The sequence below is a fragment of the Polaribacter sp. HaHaR_3_91 genome (genome assembly GCF_019278525.1).
Classification (GTDB): Bacteria; Bacteroidota; Bacteroidia; order Flavobacteriales; family Flavobacteriaceae; genus Polaribacter.
On record NZ_CP058986.1, the window covers coordinates 1,711,604 to 1,733,736 of the forward strand.

Consider the following 22,133-nt stretch of genomic DNA (forward strand, 5'->3'; position numbering starts at 1 on the left):
TAATTTTATAAAATATTTATATACAAAATATTCTATTCTGTGAAGATATTTGTTTTTTTAGTGGATTGCACAAGGAATTACTAAATTAGCAATCATAAAATAATGATAGAAATGAAAGAATCTAAGAAACTAGGAATAAATACTACTTGTGTTCACGTTGGAGAAGTAAAAGACGAACAGTTTAAAGGAGCTGTTTCTCCTATTTACACATCTACTTCTTATGCTTTTGATGGTGTAGATGTTAAACGTTATCCGCGTTATTTTAACACGCCAAATCAAGAAATGTTGCACAAGAAAATTGCTGCCTTAGAAAAAACAGAGGATGCTTTAATTTTTGGTTCTGGAATGGCAGCTATTTCTGCAGCATTATTTGCTTTTTTACAAAAAGGAGATCATGTAGTTATACAGCAAGTAATTTATGGTGGAACTTATAATTTTATAGTTTCAGAATTTGATAAATTCGGAATAGAATATTCTTTTACAGAATCTGATAAAGTGGAAGATTTTAAGGCTTTAATTAAAGAAAACACAAAAGTCTTGTATATAGAAACGCCTTCTAACCCGTTATTAGGTATTACAGATATGAAAGCAATTGCTGCTTTGGCAAAAGAAAATGGTATACTAACAATGATAGATAATACGTTTGCATCACCTATAAATCAAAATCCTTTAGATTTCGGAATTGATATTATGTTGCATTCTGCTACTAAGTATATGGGAGGTCATTCTGATATTTCTGCAGGAGCCATTGCCGCAACTACAGAGCATATTGAAAGAATATGGAAAACGGCCATCAATTTTGGAGGAAATCTAAGTGATCAAACCGTTTGGTTGTTAGAAAGAAGTTTAAAAACACTGAATTTACGTGTAAAAGAACAGACTAAAAACGCCCAAAAAATGGCTGAGTTCTTAGAAAATAACGCAGACATTGATAGGGTTTATTATCCCGGATTAAAAAGTCATCCGCAGTATGAATTGGCAAAGAAACAAATGAAAGGTTTTGGAGCAATGATGTCTTTTGAGTTATCTAAAGGAATTGATGCAATGAAATTTCAGAATCATTTACAATTGATAAAACCATCAATGAGTTTAGCAGGTTTAGAAAGTACCACAGTAAGTCCTGTACAAACAACACACGCTTTATTAAGTGTAGAAGAGCGTTTGGCAAGAGGAATTAAAGATGGTTTAATTCGTTTTTCTGTTGGTATAGAGGAATCAGAAGATTTAATTGAAGATATTTTACAAGCAATAAAAAAAGCAAAGAGTTAAACTCTTTGCTTTTAATGTAAAAAGGAATAATAAATTTTACATGTGATCTAATTGGTGGTGTTCGTCAATTAATGGTCCACCTTCAATAATGTGTTCTGATGCTTCATTTGCAAATTTCTCAAAGTTTAAGTGGAAGAAGTGTGCTAAGTGAATTGCTTTACTAATATATGCACTTTTGTTTATCCAAGTATTCATTGGGTTTAACATTTCTGTTGGTACGTTAGGGCAATATTTTGGCATAAATAATCCGAAAATTGGGTGTTGTTCAAACTCGATGTTATCTAAACTTCCGTTTAAAATTTCAGAAATCATTGCTCTTGTGTATTTTAATTTAATACGAGAACCAGTTCCGTAAGGACCTCCAGACCAACCTGTGTTAATTAACCAAACATTTACACCAGCTTCAGTCATTTTTTTACTTAGCATTTCTGCGTATTTTGTTGGGTGTAATGGCATAAAAGGCTCACCAAAACAAGCAGAGAAAGATGGTACTGGCTCTGTAATTCCTGCTTCTGTACCTGCAACTTTAGCAGTATATCCAGAGATAAAGTGGTATGCAGCTTGTCCAGGAGTTAATTTAGAAACTGGAGGCAATACACCAAAAGCATCTGCAGTTAAAAAGAAAATATTTTTAGGGTTACTTGCATAAGAAGGTTTTGCAATGTTATCTATGTGATAAATTGGGTAACTTACACGTGTGTTTTGTGTAATTGTGCTATCCATATAATCTACATCTCCATCTTTATTGAATACTACGTTTTCTAATAAAGCGCCTGGTTTAATTGCTCTAAAGATATCTGGTTCTTTTTCTTCTGATAAATCAATTACTTTAGCATAACATCCACCTTCAAAGTTAAAGATATTGTTTTCTGCTGTCCATCCATGCTCATCATCACCAATTAATTTTCTTTTTGGATCTGCAGATAAAGTTGTTTTTCCTGTTCCAGATAATCCGAAGAAAATTGCTGTATCTCCATCTTCACCAACATTTGCAGAACAGTGCATTGGTAATACATCTCTTTCTACTGGTAATACTAAGTTTAATGCAGAGAAAATACCTTTTTTAATTTCTCCTGTATAAGCAGAACCTCCAATTAAAGCAATTTTATCTGTAAAGTTAATGATAGAGAAGTTTCCTTGACGAATTCCGTACGCTTTTGGGTCATCACAAACATAACCTGGTGCACATAAAACTAACCATTCTTCATCAAAATTAGCTAACTCTTCTTCAGAAGGTCTTAAGAACATGTTAAATACAAATGAACTAGACCAAGGATATTCTGTTACTGTTCTAATATCTGTTTTGTAAGTTGGATCTGCACAAACATAACCATCTCTTACATATAATTCTCTGTTAGATAAGTAATCTACAACATTCGCTTTTAATTTATCGAAGTTTTCTTGAGAAACTGGTTTGTTGGTTTTTCCCCACCAAACTTTGTCTGCTGTATAGTCATCTTTTACAATAAATCTATCTTGAGGAGATCTACCAGTAAATTTACCTGTATTAATAGCTAAAGTTCCATTTTTGGTTTCTTTACCCATTCCTTTTTCAATAGTAATTTTTTGAAGTTCAGCAGGAGATAAGTTCCATTTTACAGTTACGTTTTTTAATCCGTAGGTTTCCATGTTTCTGTTGGTTTCCATAATTTTATATTTATTAATTAATGTGTATTACAATTGCCAATTTGTTGGCTTTTATATTATTGTTTTTCTATACTGTAAAATTACTCACATTATAGAGGTTGTTTTATGACATATATCATACTGGCGCCGAACAGCAAATTTTTATGATAATCCTAACAAAAAGATGCCCACTTTATATAAAATTAAATACGAAAACGTAATAGAAATAATTTCTTATTACGTTTCTTTAAAAAATGATTATTTTTGATGATTCAATTTATTGTTTTGTTGTAGATTAATTAATAAAACGATGAATTTGTTGTCTATTTTAAGACAACAGAATGTTTTTTATAGTAAAAACTGATAAAAAATTAATTTATATTAAATAAGTACATTATATATGAAATTAGATATTTTGGCTTTTGGGGCCCATCCAGATGATGTAGAATTGGGTTGTGGAGCTACTATTGCAAAAGAAATTTCTTTAGGAAAAAAAGTAGGAATTATAGATCTTACTAGAGGCGAATTAGGTACTCGAGGTTCTGCAGATTTAAGAGATATTGAAGCCGCTAATTCAGCAAAGATTTTAGGGGTTTCTGTACGTGAAAATTTAAGGTTTTCTGATGGTTTTTTTACCAATGATAAAAAGCATCAATTAGCCATTATTAAAATGATACGAAAGTACCAACCAGAAATTGTTTTGTGTAATGCTGTTGATGATCGTCATATAGATCACCCAAAAGGAAGTAGTTTAGTTTCTGATGCATGCTTTTTAAGTGGTCTATTAAAAATTGAAACAGAAGTAGGAGGAGAGTTGCAAGAAAAATGGCGACCAAAATTAGTATATCATTATATACAATGGAAAAATATAACTCCAGACTTTGTAATTGATGTTACCGGGTTTATGGATATTAAGAAGAAATCTGTATTAGCCTACACTTCTCAGTTCTATGATCCAACAAGTAATGAGCCTGAAACACCTATTACAAGTAAGAATTTTACAGATAGTGTAGATTATAGAGCAAAAGATTTAGGAAGATTGATTGGAGTGGAATCTGCAGAAGGCTTTACTACAGAGCGTTATGTGGCTGTAGAAAATTTAAGTAAATTAATTTAATATTTTATTTTGTTGAATTAGAAAAAAGATATATATTTGCAGCCGCAATTATATGGTGGTTGTAGCTCAGTTGGTTAGAGTATCGGTTTGTGGTACCGAGTGTCGCGGGTTCGAGTCCCGTCTTCCACCCAGAAAAACAAAGCTTCTTAGAAATAAGAAGCTTTTTTTGTGCCCATAGTTTTTTTGAAATTAGTTTGGGACGATAAGTTTGTTTTGAGCTGAGTCGAAAGGAGTCCCGTCTTCCATCCCCAAAAAAAAATAAAGTTTTTTAGAAATAAGAGGTTTTTTTGTGTCCTTACTTTTTTCTGATGATGTTTTATAAAATGATGAACTGTTGGTTAAAAAAAACTAAAAACCAATTTAAAATACTTTTATCTATGCTTTTTATCAAGCTTGCTTGTAATATTTAGAAAAGTCTTTACCTATTATGTGTTTTCTCTTCTCTAAAGTAAAATAAAAGTTTATTTTTACGCAAATTTTACAACACAACAAATTTATAATGAAAAAATACACGTACACAGAAAAAAAAGACACTCGTTCAGGTTTTGGAGATGGTTTAACAGAATTAGGTAGAACAAACCCAAACGTAGTTGCCTTATGTGCAGATTTAATTGGTTCTTTAAAAATGGATCAATTTATTGAAGAAAACCCTGAGAGATTTTTCCAGATTGGTATTGCAGAAGCAAATATGATTAGTATTGCTGCAGGATTAACAATTGGAGGTAAAATTCCTTTTACAGGTACATTTGCTAACTTTTCTACAGGTAGAGTGTATGACCAAATTCGTCAATCTGTGGCGTATTCTGGTAAAAACGTAAAAATTTGTGCATCTCATGCAGGAGTTACTTTAGGAGAAGATGGCGCAACACACCAAATATTAGAAGATATTGGGTTGATGAAGATGTTACCAGGAATGACCGTAATTAATACGTGTGATTACAACCAAACAAAAGCAGCAACAATTGCAATTGCAGATTTTGATGGACCTGTATATTTACGTTTTGGTCGTCCGAAAGTACCAGTATTTATGCCAACAGATGAAAAATTTGAAATAGGTAAAGGAATACAATTAACAGAAGGAACAGATGTAACTATTGTTGCAACAGGACACTTAGTTTGGGAATCTTTACAAGCTGCCGAACAATTAGAAGCAGAAGGAATCTCTGTAGAGGTAATTAATATTCATACCATTAAACCTTTAGATGAAGATATTATCTTAAAGTCTGTTGCTAAAACTGGTTGTATTGTTACTGCAGAAGAGCATAATAAATTAGGTGGATTAGGAGAGAGTGTTGCAAGAACGTTGGCTTTAAACACACCTACACCTCAAGAATTTGTTGCTACAGATGATACTTTTGGAGAATCTGGGACACCAGAACAATTAATGGCTAAATATGGTTTAGATGCTGCCGCAGTTGTAAAAGCTGTTAAAAAAGTAATTTCTAGAAAATAAAAGCGTTAGTATTTTAAAGATCTTTAATAGTAACTTAAAATAATAAATGATGAAGAAAGTAATTTTAATGTTTTGTTTGGCCGTTGGATTTACACAATTTTCAAATGCTCAGATAGATTTTGGTTTAAAAGCAGGTGTAAACTATAATAATGCAGGAGAAGACGCCTTTAAAGACTCTGCAAATGATATTGCAGATGGAGCAGAAGCTAAGACTGGTTATCATGTAGGTTTGTGGTTTAGAGGAGATATTCCTGTTTTAGGTGGTTTATACTTAAGACCAGAAATTGTTTATACACAAGTTAAAACAGAGTTTGAGCAAGCAATCGGTTCAGAGGATTATTCATTTAAGAAGTTAGATGTACCTGTTTTAGTAGGTAAAAAATTCTTAGGATTTGCAAATGTTTTTATTGGTCCTTCTTTTCAATACATTTTAGATGATGAAATTACTTTTCAAGATTTGACTTCTGATGAACTTGATAAGTTCTCTGTAGGACTTCAAATGGGAGCTGGAGTAGAGTTTGGTAATATAGGTATAGATGTACGTTGGGAAAGAGGTTTATCTGGAAACGAAGCTAAGTTTGCTGATAAATTTACCGTAGATAACAGAACGAATCAAATAATATTTGGACTTTCTTTAAAGTTGTAAACAAATAGGATATTTAATATTAAAAAGCTCTTGAAATTTTCAAGAGCTTTTTTGTTTTCTGTTGTTTTCCATATAGGTATAATAGAACTTTAGGTGTTTATTAGGTATTAGAATCCTCTTTCTATTATTATTTATTCTACGATTTTATAAAGTGGATATTAGGCAACAAGTTGTGTATTTCTATTTTAACTTTAGTAAAATCGGTTTGTGATGTTTTAAGCTAGATGTATCTAAAACTCCTTAAAATGGTTATGTTGATGAAAACTCTATTCATTTAAAAGCTGTAAATCTTTAGAGTTACTATTTATCCATTAAAACATTTCTAAAGTACTGTGTATTCAATTGATAAGATTATATATGAAGAAGTATATCAACCTTTTTTAATGTGCTTATTTAAGTTTTTTTATCAACTCTATTTATTAAAGTTTCTAATATCGTTGTTTTGGTGAAAAGTGAAAAATTAGGACAAAAAAAAACTCTTGAGAAATCAAGAGTTCTTTGTTATTTTTTCAATTCCTTAATTAATATCAGGATTTAAGTAATCCGCTAAGTCAGGATTGTTAGGATCGTTACGGTCGTTAGCAGGATTTCCATCACCGTTTGCATCTTCATTTATAGTGGAAACACCATCATTATCATCATCAGCATCAAAATAATTAGCAACACCGTCTAAATCCGTATCGTCATCTCTAGGATCTCCATTTCCATCAGGGTCCTCCATTATAGAAGGAATTCCATCATTGTCATGATCGGTGTCCTTTACAAAATCAAATAAATCAATATAAAAGAAAATACTTTCATTTGCTAAAATACTACCACTTCCTATATTTCCGTATCCCAAGCTAGAAGGAATAAATAAAACTCCCTTTCCTCCATTTTCATAAGTAATAGGTCCGTTTTCAGTTACATTGTCTCCGCCTTTAAAGTTCGTAAAACCATGAGACCAACCTCTAATAACGCCATTAAGCGTAAACCATACACCATCGTTAGCGTCAAAAACAGTACTAATGCTATCTGTTGCCACAATTCTTTGACCAGAATACTTTACAAAAACAGAATCCATTACTGTAGGGTAGCCTTTTTCTATACTAGGTGTACCTTCGCTATTTACATAATAATATAGTTTATAATCTATATCATTTTCAGTAATATTCATGGTTCTTACTGTTTCATAAAGAGGTGTTTGGCCTGCTACTATTGCTTTTACAGAGTCTACAGAAGTATCAAAATAATGATTTTTTAAAAATAGAACTAAAGTATCATTATCTATTAAAGCTTGTGCTTCATAATCAAAATCATCTACTGCTACAGAACTTGTGTTACTACAGGAATATAATACAATTGAAATAATTGTAAATGCAAAAATACTTTTAATTTTATTCATTTAATCTATAATTTTTGAGCGTGCAATTTACCAATTTTATACCTTTGTAAAAAGACAAACGTTATATTTTAACTATTTATATGAGAATTGATAAATATTTGTGGTGTATTAGAATTTTTAAAACAAGAAGTTTAGCATCTACAGCATGTAAGAAAGGGCAAGTTAAGATAGATAATAAAAGCTTAAAGCCTTCTAAAGAAGTGTTTGGAGATGAATTGATTTTAGTAAGAAAAAATCAAATAAACTATCAAATAAAAGTTTTAGATTTACCGGAAAGTAGAGTTGGAGCTAAAATAGTAGATCTTTATAGAAAAGATGTAACGCCTAAAGAGGAGTTTGAGAAAACAGACCTCTTAAAATACGCTAAAGACTATTACAGAAAAAAGGGTACAGGTAGGCCAACCAAAAAAGACAGGCGAGATATAGACGATTATCAAGAAGATACAACAGAAGAAATATGACAACATCAGGTAGCATTATATTAAATCAATTGCAAATTTCTCAAAAAATAAGAAGGATTGCTTATCAGATCTATGAAACAAATAGTTCGGAGAAAGAAGTTATTCTTGCTGGTATTGTAGGTAATGGCTTTATTTTTGCTGAAAAATTAATGGAAGTTTTACAAGAAATATCACCTTTAAAAGTAACTCTTTGTAAAGTTAATATTGATAAAAAAAATCCTTTAAAACCTATTACCACTTCTCTAAATATTGAAGATTATAAAAATAAATCTTTGGTTTTAGTTGATGATGTTTTAAGCTCTGGAACTACGCTAATTTACGGAATTAAGCATTTTTTAGACGTTCCTTTAAAGAGATTTAAAACAGCTGTATTGGTAAATAGAAATCATAAAAAATATCCTGTTAAGGCAGATTTTAAAGGAATTTCTCTGTCTACTTCTATAAAAGAACATATACAAGTAGAATTTTCGGCAAATGAAGCAATTGCTTATTTAGCTTAATAAGCTTTCCAATTCTTCCGCAACTTCTGCTTTAGTTTTATTGTCTATTTTTACAATAGTCTTTGCTTGTTCATAAAAAGGGCGTCTTTCAAAAAGGTGTTTTGCTACAAACTCTGGAATTTGATCATCTCCTAAAGAAGCTATTAATGGCCTTTTAGCTTTTTTTCTAATTAATCTTTCTATCATGGTTGCTGTGCTACCTTGTAAATAGATCGATTTTGCATCAGAATTATTAATTTCTTCCATATTATTTGCATAACAAGGCGTTCCGCCACCTAAAGCAAGGATGAAATCTTTGTCTTTTGCTAGAATTTCTTTTAAATATTTGTTTTCTATCAATCTAAAATAGACTTCTCCTTTAGTTTTAAATATTTCAGAAATAGACATTTTTTCTTTTTCAATAATGTAATCATCTAAGTCTAAAAAATTCATTGACAGCTTTTTAGAAAGTCGTTTACCAATACTAGATTTTCCTGAAGCCATATAACCTAAAAGTACTATTTTCATCTATTTGTGTTTTTATGCAAATATCTATAAAAAAAAATCAATTTAATGCTTATTATTCCAATGTTTGATAGTATATTTGCAACCGGTTTACAAAAATGACCTGGTAGCTCAGTTGGTAGAGCATCTCCCTTTTAAGGAGAGGGTCCTGGGTTCGAGCCCCAGCCCGGTCACAAAGAAAATGTTAAGCAATATGCTTAACATTTTTGGTTTATACAAATGCGCACGTGGCGAAATTGGTAGACGCGCAGCCTTGAGGGGGCTGTGTTCGCAAGAACGTGGAAGTTCGAATCTTCTCGTGCGCACTTAACTACTTCTTCCGTATTAGTTGTTTAATTTCTTTTATTTATCTTAAAGTTAACAGCTTTAACTGAAATAGTAATAAACAATCCTTATTCTCTCTTTTAGAAAGAATTTAGCACTTCCAATACTTCAGTTCGTTTTCTTACTGAAACTGGAATATTAGATCCATCACTAAGCATTAGATAACCACCATCAGATTTAATGAACTCTTTAATAAAGGTAGTATTTACTAAATGACTTTGGTGTACTCTTAAAAAACCGACTTCCTTTAACATATCTGCATAATATTTTAATGTTTTAGAAACGAGTATTTTTGAATTGTCTTTAAAATAAAAGGTAGTGTAATTGTTATCAGACTTACAACGGATTATATCTTCAATATTTACAACAATTATTTTTTCTGAAGTATGTAAAGATATTTTATTAGGCTTATTATTAGGGGCAGTTACCGCTTCTTGCAAAACATGTAGCTGTTCTTTATCTGGCTGAATTTGGCTTTGCGCTTTTTCTATTGAAACTGCCAAATCTTCATTGGAATAAGGTTTTAAAATATAATCGATTGCTGCAAACTTAAATGCTTTAATAGCAAAAGCATCACTTGCAGTAACAAAGATAATTTTCGATTTTAAATCAGGAAAAATTTCAAGAATATCAAAACCTGTTCCGTCTCCTAACATAATATCTAAAAACAAGATCTCTGGTTGTTGTTTGCGCAATAATTTTGCTGCTTCTACAACCGATTTTGCTTTTCCTATAATTTTAATCTCTGGATGATTGTTAGTAATATCAGTTGCTAACATTTCTAGTGCTACTGGCATATCATCTACTAAAATTGCAGTTAGTTCTTTCATGTTATATTTCTTCATCTAATTCAAAAATGGTTATTTCGGGTCTTACATTTAATCTTACTTGGTATAAATTACCTAGTGCTCTATTTATGTATAATGTTCTACCATCATACAAATCAAACTCGCCAGAAGAATACCTTTTGTTTTCTACAGGAAGAATAGGTGGGGGTAAAAATGGAGGTTTTACTTGTCCGCCATGTGTGTGTCCAGATAAAATCCACCCTTTGTAATTGCTCCAAATATTTAAATCACAAACATCTGGGTTGTGGCATAAAACAAGGTTTGCTTTTTCTGCATCATATTTGGTCATAATTTTTGTTGGGTTAAAATTAGAACCCCAATAATCATCAATACCTAATATATTTAAACCACTAAAACTTACTTGTTCATTTCTTAGAATTGTAATGTTTTTTTTATCTAAAATATTAGAAATCTTATCAGCAACATCTTGTTCTAGCCAATCTATACCATAATCATGATTGCCTAAAACACCTGCAGTTCCTAATTTTCCGTTTACGGCATATTTAAACACTTCTTCTAATTGATCAAACTGTTCTGGTGTTTCATAAGAAACAAAATCTCCTGTATAAACAACAAAATCGGGGTTATAAAGGCGTGCTTTTTTAAACGAATCTATAATATAGTTGTAATCAAATTTATTACCAACATGAACATCACTAATTTGCATTAATGTTTTTCCTATTAAGTTTTTTGGTAAATTTTTAATGGGCATTTTTACGTGTACAAATTCCAACCAAAAAGGTTCTATTTGCCAAGAATAAAGTCCACTTAAAATACTTGCTCCAACTCCTGTAAGTAAAGTGTTTTTTATAAATTTTCTTCTTTCCATTTTTTTAATAATCTGTTTTTAGTGGAATCTTAAACCCAACTTTGGTTCCTTTTACTTCTTTTTTGTCTTTTATTTCTTCAATAGAAAATGAGTTGTATTTCGATAAATGCTGAATTCGTTCTTTAGTAACTTCTAAAGCGACAGATTGATGATTCGATTTTACTTTTTCTTTTTTAGACTGATGAAAACCAATCCCGTTATCTTCTATGGTAAAATGTAAGAATCTATTTCTAATTTCAAAAAGAAGTTTAATTTTTGCATCGATTTTATTAGGCTGAAAAGCGTGTTTAATACAATTCTCTACAAAAGGTTGTAATAGCATTGGCGGAATTAAAATTTCTTCTGAATCGATGTTATTTAAAGAGGTTTCAATAGCGTATTCAAAAGACATTGAATTCATTTTTTGCTCTAAATCTAAATAGTTTTTTAGGGTATCCATTTCTTCTTGTAAGCTAATTTCTTCTAATCTTGAGTTGTTTAAAACACTTCTTAAAAGTACAGAAAATTGTGAAATGGTCTTATTTAATTCTTTAGAGTTCCCAGAATTGCCAAGTGCTTTTATTCCGTTTAAAACATTAAAAATAAAATGCGGATTCATTTGCAACTGCAATGCTTTTTGTTCTAAAGTAAGTAAATGATTTTCTACTTTTAAAGTATGAATCTTTTTCTGATTTTTTTTATTCAACTTTCTTATATGCAGCTCAACAAAAAGCGCTAAAAGTAGACATAAAATTGCGCCACATAATATTATAAACCATGCTTTTTGATAAATTGGAGTGTCAATAAAAAATGAAAAAGATACTTTTTTACTAAGTAAACTACCTTCTTTAGACTGAACAGTAAATTGATAATTTCCTGACTTTAAATTAGCAAAATCAACCTTATTTTGAGGACTCCAAGGTGTAAAATCATCCTTTAATAGATAACGGTATTCGATATTTTTAGGATTCTTTAAATCGATTGTTTTAAAAGAAAAGGAAATATTGTTTTCATTTGGTTTTAAGGCAAGTTTGGTTGCGTTTAAGGAATCTATAAATTTATAATTAACTGCTATATTTTCAATGAACACTTTAGGTGTAACCGTTTCTGTAGCGGTATTATATCTATATAAACCTTTATTTAAGCTACCAATCCAAATTGAGTTTTGCTTGTCTTTAAAAATAGTGTTTATTTGGCTAGAAATAAATGTATTGTATTTGTTTATTTTCCTTTTAAAAATATAGGTGTTGGCATCTAAAATATCTAACCCATTTTTTTTAGAAGCCACCCAAATTTCATCTTTTATTCTTTTTATGGAAGAAATGTCTTCTATTGTTAAGATATTTTTTAAAACAGTATGATCATCAATAATTTTTAATCCCTTAGTATCTGTTACAGCAATTAATTGATTATTATTTATTAAAAAGGAAGTGGTATTCTCTTCTATAAGTTTATCCATTTTTAAAGGTTTGTATAGTTTATCTATACTCCATAAGCCTTTTGTAGAAGCTATGTAAATAATGTTTTTAAAAGAAATGATATCATGAATTATAGAAAAATCTATTTGGTTTTGTATTTCTATAGGCTGTATTGTGTCTTTTTTTAGTTCGCAAACACCTTGTACAGTGGCTAAAATAATTTTATTGTCAATAGATTTTATTTTTAGAATTTCTTTGCTTTCAAAAAAGGTAGATTTATGATGCTGTAATACGAGAAGTCCGTTTTTTAAACCGATATAAATTTTATTCTTTTCAATAAAAATACAATTTACATTTTCTTGTTTGTAGTTGGTGAAATTTACACCGTCAAATTTAGAGTAACCATTATCTGTTGCTAGCCATAAATAGCCTATTTCGTCTTGCTGAATATCATTTATAATAGTAGATGGTAATCCATCAGAAATAGAGAAATTTTGTAGCTGAAGGTTTTGTGAATGCGTTTGGTTTATCAGAATAAAAAAAAAGAAAAACAATAAAATCAGTCGGTTCTTAGGTATACCCTTTACAGAATGACTTAATGAATATAAAATTTCAAAAAATATTATCATAATTACAAACTTACTAATTAAAACGCCATTACCTCATTTTTAGTTTTGTGTAATGGCGTCTAATCTACAATTTCTATTTCAATTTACTTTATAGCATACAAACGTTTGTTATTGGTGTCTGGCTCTATGTGTTTTAAATCTCCATACGGTTTAATTAAGGGTTTTAATACCACCAAACCCGTTGTTCTACCTCTAATAATTAAGGTACTGTTTTTACTATTCCATGTCCATCTGTATTTATTTAACGGAATGTTATAGTTATTAATTTCTACCATTAATTCTTCGTTTTGCTCAATCCAATCGATTACCTCTTTTTCTGAAGTAAATATTGGCATTTCATTATCTGTATGGTGGTAACCAAACTCCCATTTAATTGGTATAGAGAACTGAGTGGTATACGCATCGCCAACATATCTTTCTTCTTCATTATTTAAAGCATCATACCAGTTAATGTCTTTTTCTTCTGGATATTTATTCGCAATTTCTTTAGATAAATCTATTTTTCCAGGAGAATGAGCTGTAGGATAAAATACGTAATAAGGTTGTGCTAAATAATAGTTAGAAAATTTACCACTAAAAATGGTGTAATAAGGAGATGCAATAACTTTTGGTAATGTTGGAGCCGATAAAGCGTCTTTTAGCGTTTTTAATAATGCTGTGTTTTCAACCAATCCAGAAGCATGAAAAACTATTTTAGTATCTTTATTAACTACATTTTTTAGCGTTGGTAAAGTACCTTGAGTTATCGTTTTTCTTAAAGTTGCTGCGGTAATTTTATCACCTTTAACAATAGTTTCTAAATTCATGCCTTTATACGGGTTGCTGTTATTTACAATATGAACATCTCCGTAAGGATTTTCGTTAGCATTTTTATTTAGCCAAACAATTATTTCTTCTAGAGAATATTGTCCGTCTATTATTTTGATGTTTTTCTCTTCAAAATAAGCTCTAGCGTTGGTGTAATAGGTTTCATTTCCGACGTCAAAACCTGTAATAAAAACAATGGGTTCTCTAGAAGTAATTTTTATAGTAGTTTCATTTTTAATAGTAGCAACATTTTCTGCAAGAACTATTGCTTTATTTTCTTTTATTATTTTCTTATTATCACAACTAATAAACGGGCTGCTTAATAAGATTATACCTGCTGCAAATACTGATTTTTTTAATATAGTTTTCATAATTTCTACGTTTTTAAGTGTTAATACACTGTAAAAGTAGAGGAGAAGTTGATGTTGATTTTACCGATTTTAGAATCCGTTGCTTATGAATTAGAATTCGTTAAAAAAAACTTTAACTTTTTGATATTTTACTGTAGAAAAATTATTGATTACTTTTAAAAACTTAACCAAATTAATTAGTAATGAAGTTTTTTTTAAAAATTAGTATTTTTTTATTTTCGATTTCTCTCTTTTCTCAAAAAGAGAATGTTTATTTTACTTTAAAACCAACATTAACACCTAATGGAGATGTTGTTGTTTTTAGTTATCAAGATGATTTATGGAGAGTTAACTCTGATGGAGGAACTGCTTTTAGATTAACTGCAATGGATGGAACTGAGACAGATCCTTCTGTTTCTCCTGATGGAAATTGGTTGGCTTTTTCTAGTAATCAGTATGGTAATTATGATGTGTATTTAATGCCTTTAAACGGAGGTGAAATAAAACAACTTACTTTTCATGAAAGTGATGATCGAGTTGCTTCTTGGAATTGGGATAGTAAAACAATTAATTTTGCTTCTAATAGATATAATAGAACAACAAACTATACTATTTCAACTAAAGGAGAAACAGCAAAAAGAACCTTTAATCATTATTTTAATACCATTCATAATGTTGTTCAGCATCCTAAAACTAAAGACATTTACTTTAATGAATCTTGGGAAAGCTCAAGTTATGCAAATAGAAAAAGATATAAAGGAGATTATAACCCAGATATTAAATCGTACAACACAGCTACTAAAAAGTATACAAAGCACACTTCTTATAAAGGAAAAGATTTTGGAGCAACTATAGATTCTAAAGGAAATATTTACTTTAAATCTGATGAATATAATGGAGAATATAATTTATATACTTTAAATAATGGTGTTAAAAAACAGCTCACTGAGTTTGATACTTCTATTATGTGGCCAAAAGTGAGTGCTAATGGAGAAAAAATAGTGTTTAGAAAAGATTATCAGTTGTATATCTATGATGTAGCCTCAAAAAAATCGAATAAATTAAATATAAATATCAACAATAATACAACCGTTAATAAAAATCAATCATACAATATAAAAGGTGAAATTACTTATTTTGATGTTTCTCCTGATGGAAAAAAGATGGCATTTGTATCTAGAGGGAAATTATTTATTTCTGATATTGAAGGGAAGTTTGTAAAAGAAATACCTACAAGTAAAACAGAAGCAGTTGAAGAAGTAAAATGGTTAAAAAATAACACATCACTTTTATATTCTAGATCTTATAACGGTTATTATAATTGGTTTACGGTTGATGTTAATAATTTAACTGAAACAAAACAAATTACAAAAAATAGTAAGAATAATAGGTTTATTACTTTTAATAAAGAAATTTCTAAAGGTGTTTATTTAAGAGGTAGAAACGAAATTTATACGATAGATTTAAAGAGTTTTAAAAGTAGTTTAGTTGTACAAGATGAACTTTGGGGATTCTATAACTCTAAACCATATTTTTCACCCGATGGTAAATACATCGTTTATAATGCTTACAAAGATTTTGAAGCAGAAATTTTAGTATATAATTTAGAAACTAAAAAGAAAATAAACCTAACCAATACAAAGGTTTCAGAATCTGGACCAGTTTGGTCTAATGATGGAAAGTATATTTATTTTTCATCAGAAAGAACAGCTCCTAACTTTCCTAGTGGAGGAAATGGTGAGTCTAAAATATACCAAATGGCTTTAGATAAATATGAAAAACCTTTTAAAATGGAAAAGGCAAATGAATTATTTTCTAAAAAAGATACAGCAAATAAAAAAGAAAATAAAACAACTGTTAATGTTCAAATAAACCAAAAAGGTTTAATGACAAGGCTTACTAGAATCAGTCCAAGATTTGGTAATCAAAAAAATATTACAATTATAAATGAAGGACAAAAGACGCATGTGTTATATGTATCTAATCATGATAAAGGTGAGAATAAGTTATGGAAAACAACATTAGAACCATTTGAAGCAAATAAAACCGTTAAAATTGATGATAAAAGAGTTTTTAATTATCAACAAATAACGATAAAAAAGAAACATTATATACTTGTAAACGGATCAATTCAAACTTTAAATTTAAGTTCTAATAAATTAAAAGCAATTTCGATTGATTTTAAATTTAATAAAACTTTATCTAATGAATTTGAACAAATGTATTTTGAAGCTTGGGCAGGAATGGAAGAGAATTTTTATGATGAAAATTTTCACGGACAAAACTGGCAAAAATTAAGAGATAGTTATAAAAAGTATTTACCTTTTATTACAAAAAGGTCAGACTTACGTTTAATTTTTAATGATATGTTAGGAGAATTAAATACATCACATTTTGGATTTAATTCTAAAGGTTCTGAAGAGAAAACATATTACGGTACCAAAACTTCATCTACAGGAATTATTTTTAATAATGAGAATCCCTATAAAGTAGAAAGCATTGTTTTAAATAGTCCAACAGATATTGAAAGTAAAGATATCAGAAAAAATGATGTTTTAATTTCTGTAAATAATGTAAAAATTGATAAGAATAAAAATAGAGAATCCTATTTTATAAATCCTGATTTTAAAGAAGAAATTAAACTGACTTTCTCTAGAGGAAAAAAAGTGTTTACCGTTTTTGTACATGCTACAACTTATGGGCAAATTAAAAATTTAATGTACGATGATTGGCAAAATGAAAATCAGAAATATGTAGATCAAAAATCTAATAATAATATTGCTTATGTACACATGAAAAATATGAGTGGTGGTGAGTTAACTAAGTTTTATGAAGATTTAATGAGTGATGAAGCTTATAAAAAAGGTTTAATTTTAGATTTAAGATATAATACAGGAGGAAATGTACACGATGCTGTTCTTAACTTTTTACAACAAAAACAATATTTAAGTTGGAAATATAGAGAAGGAAAACTAGCAAGTCAATCTAACTTTAATTACGGCAATAAGCCAATTGTATTATTAATAAATGAACAATCTCTTTCTGATGCAGAAATGACAGCAGCAGGTTTTAAAGAATTAGGTTTAGGTAAAATTATAGGTACAGAAACTTATAGGTGGATTATTTTTACAACCAGTAAATCTTTAGTAGATGGTTCTAGTTATAGATTACCATCTTGGGGATGTTATACTTTAGATGGTAAAGATTTAGAGCTAAATGGAGTTTCGCCAGATATTTATGTAGGTAAAAGTTTTACTGATAGATTAGAAAATAAAACACCACAATTAGATAGAGCTATTGATGTTATTTTAAAAGAAATTAAGTAGCTTTCTTTAGTTGTTAAATATCAAAAAATATATAATTTTTAATAAAAAACTCAAGATTAAATTCAATCTTGAGTTTTTTTTATTAATTTAAAATTAAAGAATAATCTATGTCTGCCGTAGATATCATTTTGTTTTTATTACCAGAGTAAATCCCTAATAGTATTTTAAGTTCTTCAATTTCATAAGTATCAAAAACCAACACTAAATTCTGATGAAAAGTAGGTACAGGTATTTTTCTTTTTTGTGTTGTGTTTGCGCTATAGTCTAACCAATAATTAACATCTATTTCTGCAACATATTCTCTAAACTTATTCAGTTGTTCTTTATCAAATTGAAAAAAGATATTATTAAAAATGAGGTTATAATTATTACAATCTTTACAAATTGATATTTCTCCGTTTTTAACGCTAGCTATTATTTTAGATTTTTGACACATTGTTTTAATTTTTAGTAACAGTCAGTTTTTATTTGATTGTTTTCTTTAAATTTATGTAATGAAGATTGTAAATGTTTTTTAGTTATTTCTTCTAATGCTTTTGTGACTCCCTTTTCCATGTATATAGACCCGCAAATCATAATTAAACCTCCATTATGTATGGTATTCGCAATTAGTGTTCCGTGATTTATTAATAAATCTTGAACATATATTTTCTCTTTTTCTTCTTGAGAATATGCAGCGTGGAACGAGTTGAGCGTATTATTTTCTATGGCTGTCTGTATATTGTTTTTGTAAATTTTAAAAGACTCTTTTGTTCTTCCTCCCCAAAATAAATGAGTTTTTGTATTTGATTTTTTTCTATTAATCATTCCTAAAAAAGGTGCAATTCCAGTTCCGTTGGCAATTAAAATAACTTCTTTTGTTTTTTTTGGAAGATGAAATGCTGTATTTTTTTGAATACTTGCTACCATTTTATCGGCTTTACATAAACTATTAAAATAAGTAGAACAAAGTCCGAATTCATGTTTCTTAATACTTAACAGAATAGTATTATCTATTTTTGCAATAGAATACAAACGACTTCTTGTTTCATTTTTTGGAGTAATAGAAAGTAAATCTCCAGATTCGAAAGTTGTTTTTTTATTCGGCTTTAATTGAATTAAAAAAGTATCATCAGTATTAATAGGTGTTTTATTTATTACCGTAAATTCTTGTTCTTTTTTGTTTGTTGTTAAAAGACTTTCTGTGGTTACTATAAGTGTTGTTTTATAGAAAGCATTCCATTCTTGTAACCATTGGTTAAAATCAGAAAAAGATTGGTTATTGATCTTAAAAACAGGTAGAATAGGAGTGAATTTGTCTTGCATTTGTAAATGAGCATGTACCAAAATAGCAAACTTACAATACTGTGTATACTCTTTAGAACCAAAACCGACTACAGAGAAATTTAAGAGATTGTTTTGCGACGTGTTTTCAATTTTAGAAATAAATTTCTTCGCATTTATAGGGGCTTCTCCTTCACCATAAGTTGCTGTAAATATGATAATATTTGTTGCTTTTTTATAGCTTGTATATTGGTTTAATTCTGATAAAAATACCGTTTTTTCAGAAGCGATTAAGGCCTTGTAAAAAGCAGTAGCAAAATTAAAGGTGCTTCCGGTTTCAGAACCAACTAGAATTATATATTCGGCTTCATCTTTAGTAAAATTATTTTTAACCAAGCTAGTTTTCTTCCTTCTTTTTAAAGTCATGGCAAAGCCAGAAAAAATAAAGAATAAAATAGCAAAACAAGCTAATAATAAAACAATAGACCATAAGATAGAGCCTTTTCCGGTATGAAGTAATAAGCTATAATAAGAACCAAAAGTAACGAGTGGTTGTTTTTTTAGGCTAATAACTTGTCCCGTAATTTGATGTACAGCAACTTCTTTATCAGTAAGTTTTACATAGTAATAATCTTCTTCATCTGTAGAAAATGGGAATTCTATACTTTTTACTTCATCTAATTTTGTAGACTCAAAAAAATCAATAATAGCATTGTTTTGTAGTGTCTTATTTTGTGTAATTTCTACATGTTTACTATTGTCTTTTGGTAATACATAAAAACGGTCTAAAGATAGATATACACCTGTTAATGTAATTACTATAATAGGTACTAGCGTATATCGACCAATAATAATATGGTAATATTGATTAAAATCTTCTTTAATTATTTTAGAGAAGAATTTAGAAATACCACCTTGTCTTTTTGCAATTAATACAATTCCGGTAACAGAAATTAGCAGCAGTAAAAAAGATACAAATCCAATAATAAACCTACCCGTAGATTTTAAAAATAACGAACGATGTAGGTTTGTTGCAAATTCATAAATTGGTTTTTTCTCTATGATATCTCCAATCTTTTCTCCTGTTTTTGGGTTGATGTAAAAAGTAGCGCTTTTACCATTTGTTAAAACAACATTTGCAGCTACAAAACCATTTTCATCAACTTCTATGGTGATTACTTCATCATATTTTTGATGCAATACAACAATTGTTTCTTGAATAGAAACTGTATTAATATCTACAACATCATAAGGAGAAAGTTTATCAGAAATTGGTTCGAAAGCCAATATAATTCCGGTTACAGAAGCGATAATAATAAATAAAGCAGAAGATATAGCCAGGGTTAAGTGGCTATATCTCCAAATGGAAATCGTCATTATAATTTTTTTTATTGTGGCATGATTCTTATATAACGAATAAATCCTTTTCCTTCAACTTTAGATTTAACGTTTTCTGATGTTAATTCAAACTCTACATCATCTTTGTAATATGCTTGGTTTTCCACAGAAGTTTCAAAACGGATTTTATATCCTGCATCAATTTTACTGTCATCAATTTTTAGAACACTAATAGCACGTTCTCCTCCACTAATTGTTGCTCCTGTAATAGCATCAATATCGCTATGCTTTGTTCCTTGAAACTTCCACCATTCTTCTAGGTTAGAGTACCATTCATCATCGTCTCCTAACACATTTAGGGTTTCTTCATATTCTCCATCAGAATTTATTAGAGAAATTACAATATAAGCTCCTTCTCCGGTGTAATTAGTTAACTGAATCATACATTTGTATGAACTTGTTTCGCTACTTTTAAAACTGAACAATGCAAATGCGATTGCAATTATAATAGGTGTTATTTTAAATATATTTTTAGTTTTCATTCTTAAGTTTTATTTTAAAAATTTAATATCAGTATTTTTTAATAACTCATTTTCCAAAGCTAAATCATAAGTAGATTCTTCAAATTCGTTTTTTATATTTTTATCTGCACCAATACTTAATAAATAATTGATAATTTTAGTGTCTTTAGATTTCATAGCTGCTAAGTGCAGTGCCGTATAACCTTCGTTATTTTTTGCGTTTACATCAATACCATAAGAATTTACTTCTTTTAATAATTTGATATTTTTATTGTCTAAAGCAAAGTGAAATAATGTGTTGTTACCACCCTGAATTTGATTTAATTTTAATCCGTTTTTAACAAGTAGGTTCTTTTTTGTAGCAAAATTATCATTTCTTCTTTCGTTGTAACTATTAAGCAAATAGTACGCTAAAGTATTTCCGTCTTTGTCAGTTACATTTATGTTCGCTTTTTGGTTAATTAGATAAGCCACAACATCACTAGAGTTTCTTTCTACAGCTACTGAAAGAGCAGAGTTTCCTTGCTTGTTTGTGTGATTAATATCCTTTGTTTTTTCAGTTAAAAAAGTAACAATCTCCAAAGAATTTCTACCAGTTGCGTTTAATAAAGGTGTGTTTCCTTCTTTATCAGCATGATTGATATCAACATTTTTACTTAAAAAATAATTAAAAGTAGCAATGTCTTTATTACCAGAAGCTAAAAAATGAAATGCATTTTGTCCGTCTTTATTCGTAACATTTGCGTCAAGACCTAAGCTATTTAAGTATTTAAAAAATGCTAAAGAATTGTAACCGCCACGGCCACCTCTTGTTGCTAATAAAAGTGCATTTTCACCATTTTTATTTAAGTTTTTGTATGGTAAACCTTTCTTTATTAATAAGTTTAGCATTTCTTTATTTCCTTTTTTAGCAACATAATTAAATGCACCGTTTCCATCATTATCAGTGCTGTTTAAAGCCAATCCTTTTGATGTAAAATAGTCTAATAAATCTAAGTTATTTAATGACGGAAGTAATAAAAGTAAAGCGTTTGCACCGTGTCCGTTGGTGTCGGTTGCAATGTCTAATCCATTTTCAATAAATAAATCATAGATTTTGGTATTGGTATTTCCTGCATTTGCAGCAAACGTTAATGGAGAAGATTGATGAGAATCTTTTAGACTTAAATCCGCTCCGTTTTTAATTAAGTAAGCAGTAAGTTCTAAATTATCTGCATAGGCAGCCCAAAAAACATATGTTCGCTTATCGTGTGTAATTTTGTTAACATCATTCCCTTCTTTAGAAAGTAAATATTTAATGGATGCATTTGGTGCTTTTTGCAAAATAGCATATACTACACCATCAAAACCACCTTTATTGGCTTCACTTGGGTTGTTACCTTGTGCTATTTTTTGATCAATAATCTCGATGCTTGGGTTTGTATCCCAAAAATCTCTATCTAAAAATATATTTGATGATTGCTGTTGTTTTCTTTGTGCTACAACTACTGTGCTAATAAATAATATAGCAACAAGGGCTATTAGTTTAGTTCTTTTCATTT

Annotated in this window: 18 protein-coding genes and 3 tRNA genes; 10 read left to right on the forward strand and 11 right to left on the reverse strand. The window is 29.3% G+C overall.

The window, feature by feature from the left end:
* The first annotated feature begins 111 nt into the window (after window positions 1-111).
* The gene (locus H0I27_RS07155; RefSeq protein ID WP_218733151.1) at window positions 112-1,269 is read left to right on the forward strand and encodes a PLP-dependent aspartate aminotransferase family protein; all 1,158 of its coding nucleotides are present in this window, start codon (window positions 112-114) and stop codon (window positions 1,267-1,269) included.
* Window positions 1,270-1,305: 36 nt separating this feature from the next.
* On the opposite strand, the gene pckA is transcribed toward H0I27_RS07155, so the two are convergent.
* Window positions 1,306-2,916, reverse strand: a complete 1,611-nt coding sequence (gene pckA, locus H0I27_RS07160) for a phosphoenolpyruvate carboxykinase (ATP) (RefSeq protein ID WP_218733153.1) — start codon at window positions 2,914-2,916, stop codon at window positions 1,306-1,308.
* 379 nt (window positions 2,917-3,295) lie between these two features.
* Between pckA and bshB1 the strand changes: the two genes are divergently transcribed.
* From bshB1 to H0I27_RS07180, 4 genes are all read left to right on the forward strand, one after another.
* Window positions 3,296-4,012: a bacillithiol biosynthesis deacetylase BshB1 gene (bshB1, locus tag H0I27_RS07165; RefSeq protein WP_218733155.1), complete on the forward strand. Its 717-nt coding sequence runs from the start codon at window positions 3,296-3,298 to the stop codon at window positions 4,010-4,012.
* Between the two features lie 54 nt (window positions 4,013-4,066).
* Window positions 4,067-4,142, forward strand: a tRNA-His gene (locus H0I27_RS07170).
* A gap of 369 nt (window positions 4,143-4,511) precedes the next feature.
* Window positions 4,512-5,465: a transketolase family protein gene (locus H0I27_RS07175; protein WP_068451827.1), complete on the forward strand. Its 954-nt coding sequence runs from the start codon at window positions 4,512-4,514 to the stop codon at window positions 5,463-5,465.
* Between the two features lie 49 nt (window positions 5,466-5,514).
* The gene (locus H0I27_RS07180) at window positions 5,515-6,111 is read left to right on the forward strand and encodes an outer membrane beta-barrel protein (RefSeq protein WP_218733157.1); all 597 of its coding nucleotides are present in this window, start codon (window positions 5,515-5,517) and stop codon (window positions 6,109-6,111) included.
* Window positions 6,112-6,628: 517 nt separating this feature from the next.
* Here H0I27_RS07180 and H0I27_RS07185 read toward each other — a convergent pair.
* Entirely contained in the window at window positions 6,629-7,495 is an 867-nt protein-coding gene (locus H0I27_RS07185) for an FKBP-type peptidyl-prolyl cis-trans isomerase (protein ID WP_218733159.1), read from the reverse strand.
* An 80-nt stretch (window positions 7,496-7,575) separates the two neighbouring features.
* Between H0I27_RS07185 and H0I27_RS07190 the strand changes: the two genes are divergently transcribed.
* Together H0I27_RS07190 and H0I27_RS07195 are read left to right on the forward strand one after the other, a co-directional pair.
* Window positions 7,576-7,956: an RNA-binding S4 domain-containing protein gene (locus tag H0I27_RS07190; RefSeq protein ID WP_218733161.1), complete on the forward strand. Its 381-nt coding sequence runs from the start codon at window positions 7,576-7,578 to the stop codon at window positions 7,954-7,956.
* Window positions 7,953-8,456 (forward strand): phosphoribosyltransferase domain-containing protein, encoded by a 504-nt coding sequence (locus H0I27_RS07195; protein ID WP_218733163.1) that lies wholly within the window; start codon window positions 7,953-7,955, stop codon window positions 8,454-8,456. Before H0I27_RS07190 ends, H0I27_RS07195 begins: the two co-directional genes overlap by 4 nt.
* Here the strand turns inward: H0I27_RS07195 and H0I27_RS07200 are convergent.
* Window positions 8,448-8,963 carry a shikimate kinase gene (locus H0I27_RS07200; RefSeq protein ID WP_218733165.1) on the reverse strand — a complete coding sequence of 172 codons (516 nt, stop codon included), beginning with the start codon at window positions 8,961-8,963 and terminating at the stop codon, window positions 8,448-8,450. The genes H0I27_RS07195 and H0I27_RS07200 overlap by 9 nt on opposite strands.
* 97 nt (window positions 8,964-9,060) lie before the next feature.
* Here H0I27_RS07200 and H0I27_RS07205 point away from each other — a divergent pair.
* Window positions 9,061-9,133 (forward strand) — tRNA-Lys (locus H0I27_RS07205).
* A gap of 48 nt (window positions 9,134-9,181) precedes the next feature.
* Window positions 9,182-9,265: transfer RNA gene (locus tag H0I27_RS07210), tRNA-Leu, on the forward strand.
* Between the two features lie 99 nt (window positions 9,266-9,364).
* Here the strand turns inward: H0I27_RS07210 and H0I27_RS07215 are convergent.
* The 4 genes from H0I27_RS07215 to H0I27_RS07230 form a co-directional block, all read right to left on the reverse strand.
* Window positions 9,365-10,129, reverse strand: a complete 765-nt coding sequence (locus tag H0I27_RS07215; protein WP_254712825.1) for a LytTR family DNA-binding domain-containing protein — start codon at window positions 10,127-10,129, stop codon at window positions 9,365-9,367.
* A complete protein-coding gene (locus H0I27_RS07220; RefSeq protein ID WP_218733167.1) occupies window positions 10,116-10,961 on the reverse strand; it encodes a metallophosphoesterase in 846 nt (281 codons plus the stop codon). The genes H0I27_RS07215 and H0I27_RS07220 overlap by 14 nt, the downstream gene beginning before the upstream one ends.
* Window positions 10,962-10,965: 4 nt before the next feature.
* Entirely contained in the window at window positions 10,966-12,987 is a 2,022-nt protein-coding gene (locus H0I27_RS07225; RefSeq protein ID WP_218733169.1) for a histidine kinase, read from the reverse strand.
* A gap of 83 nt (window positions 12,988-13,070) precedes the next feature.
* A complete protein-coding gene (locus H0I27_RS07230; protein ID WP_218733171.1) occupies window positions 13,071-14,165 on the reverse strand; it encodes a hypothetical protein in 1,095 nt (364 codons plus the stop codon).
* A gap of 182 nt (window positions 14,166-14,347) precedes the next feature.
* On the opposite strand from H0I27_RS07230, the gene H0I27_RS07235 reads away from it, so the two are divergent.
* Window positions 14,348-17,470 (forward strand): S41 family peptidase, encoded by a 3,123-nt coding sequence (locus H0I27_RS07235; protein ID WP_218733173.1) that lies wholly within the window; start codon window positions 14,348-14,350, stop codon window positions 17,468-17,470.
* 82 nt (window positions 17,471-17,552) lie between these two features.
* On the opposite strand, the gene H0I27_RS07240 is transcribed toward H0I27_RS07235, so the two are convergent.
* The 4 genes from H0I27_RS07240 to H0I27_RS07255 are packed head-to-tail and all read right to left on the reverse strand — an operon-like array spanning window position 17,553 to window position 22,131.
* A complete protein-coding gene (locus tag H0I27_RS07240) occupies window positions 17,553-17,906 on the reverse strand; it encodes a DUF6686 family protein (RefSeq protein WP_254712631.1) in 354 nt (117 codons plus the stop codon).
* A gap of 11 nt (window positions 17,907-17,917) precedes the next feature.
* Window positions 17,918-20,110, reverse strand: a complete 2,193-nt coding sequence (locus H0I27_RS07245; protein ID WP_218733175.1) for a PepSY domain-containing protein — start codon at window positions 20,108-20,110, stop codon at window positions 17,918-17,920.
* A gap of 11 nt (window positions 20,111-20,121) precedes the next feature.
* Window positions 20,122-20,613 carry a DUF2271 domain-containing protein gene (locus tag H0I27_RS07250; protein ID WP_218733176.1) on the reverse strand — a complete coding sequence of 164 codons (492 nt, stop codon included), beginning with the start codon at window positions 20,611-20,613 and terminating at the stop codon, window positions 20,122-20,124.
* 9 nt (window positions 20,614-20,622) lie between these two features.
* The gene (locus tag H0I27_RS07255; RefSeq protein ID WP_218733178.1) at window positions 20,623-22,131 is read right to left on the reverse strand and encodes an ankyrin repeat domain-containing protein; all 1,509 of its coding nucleotides are present in this window, start codon (window positions 22,129-22,131) and stop codon (window positions 20,623-20,625) included.
* Window positions 22,132-22,133: the final 2 nt, after the last annotated feature.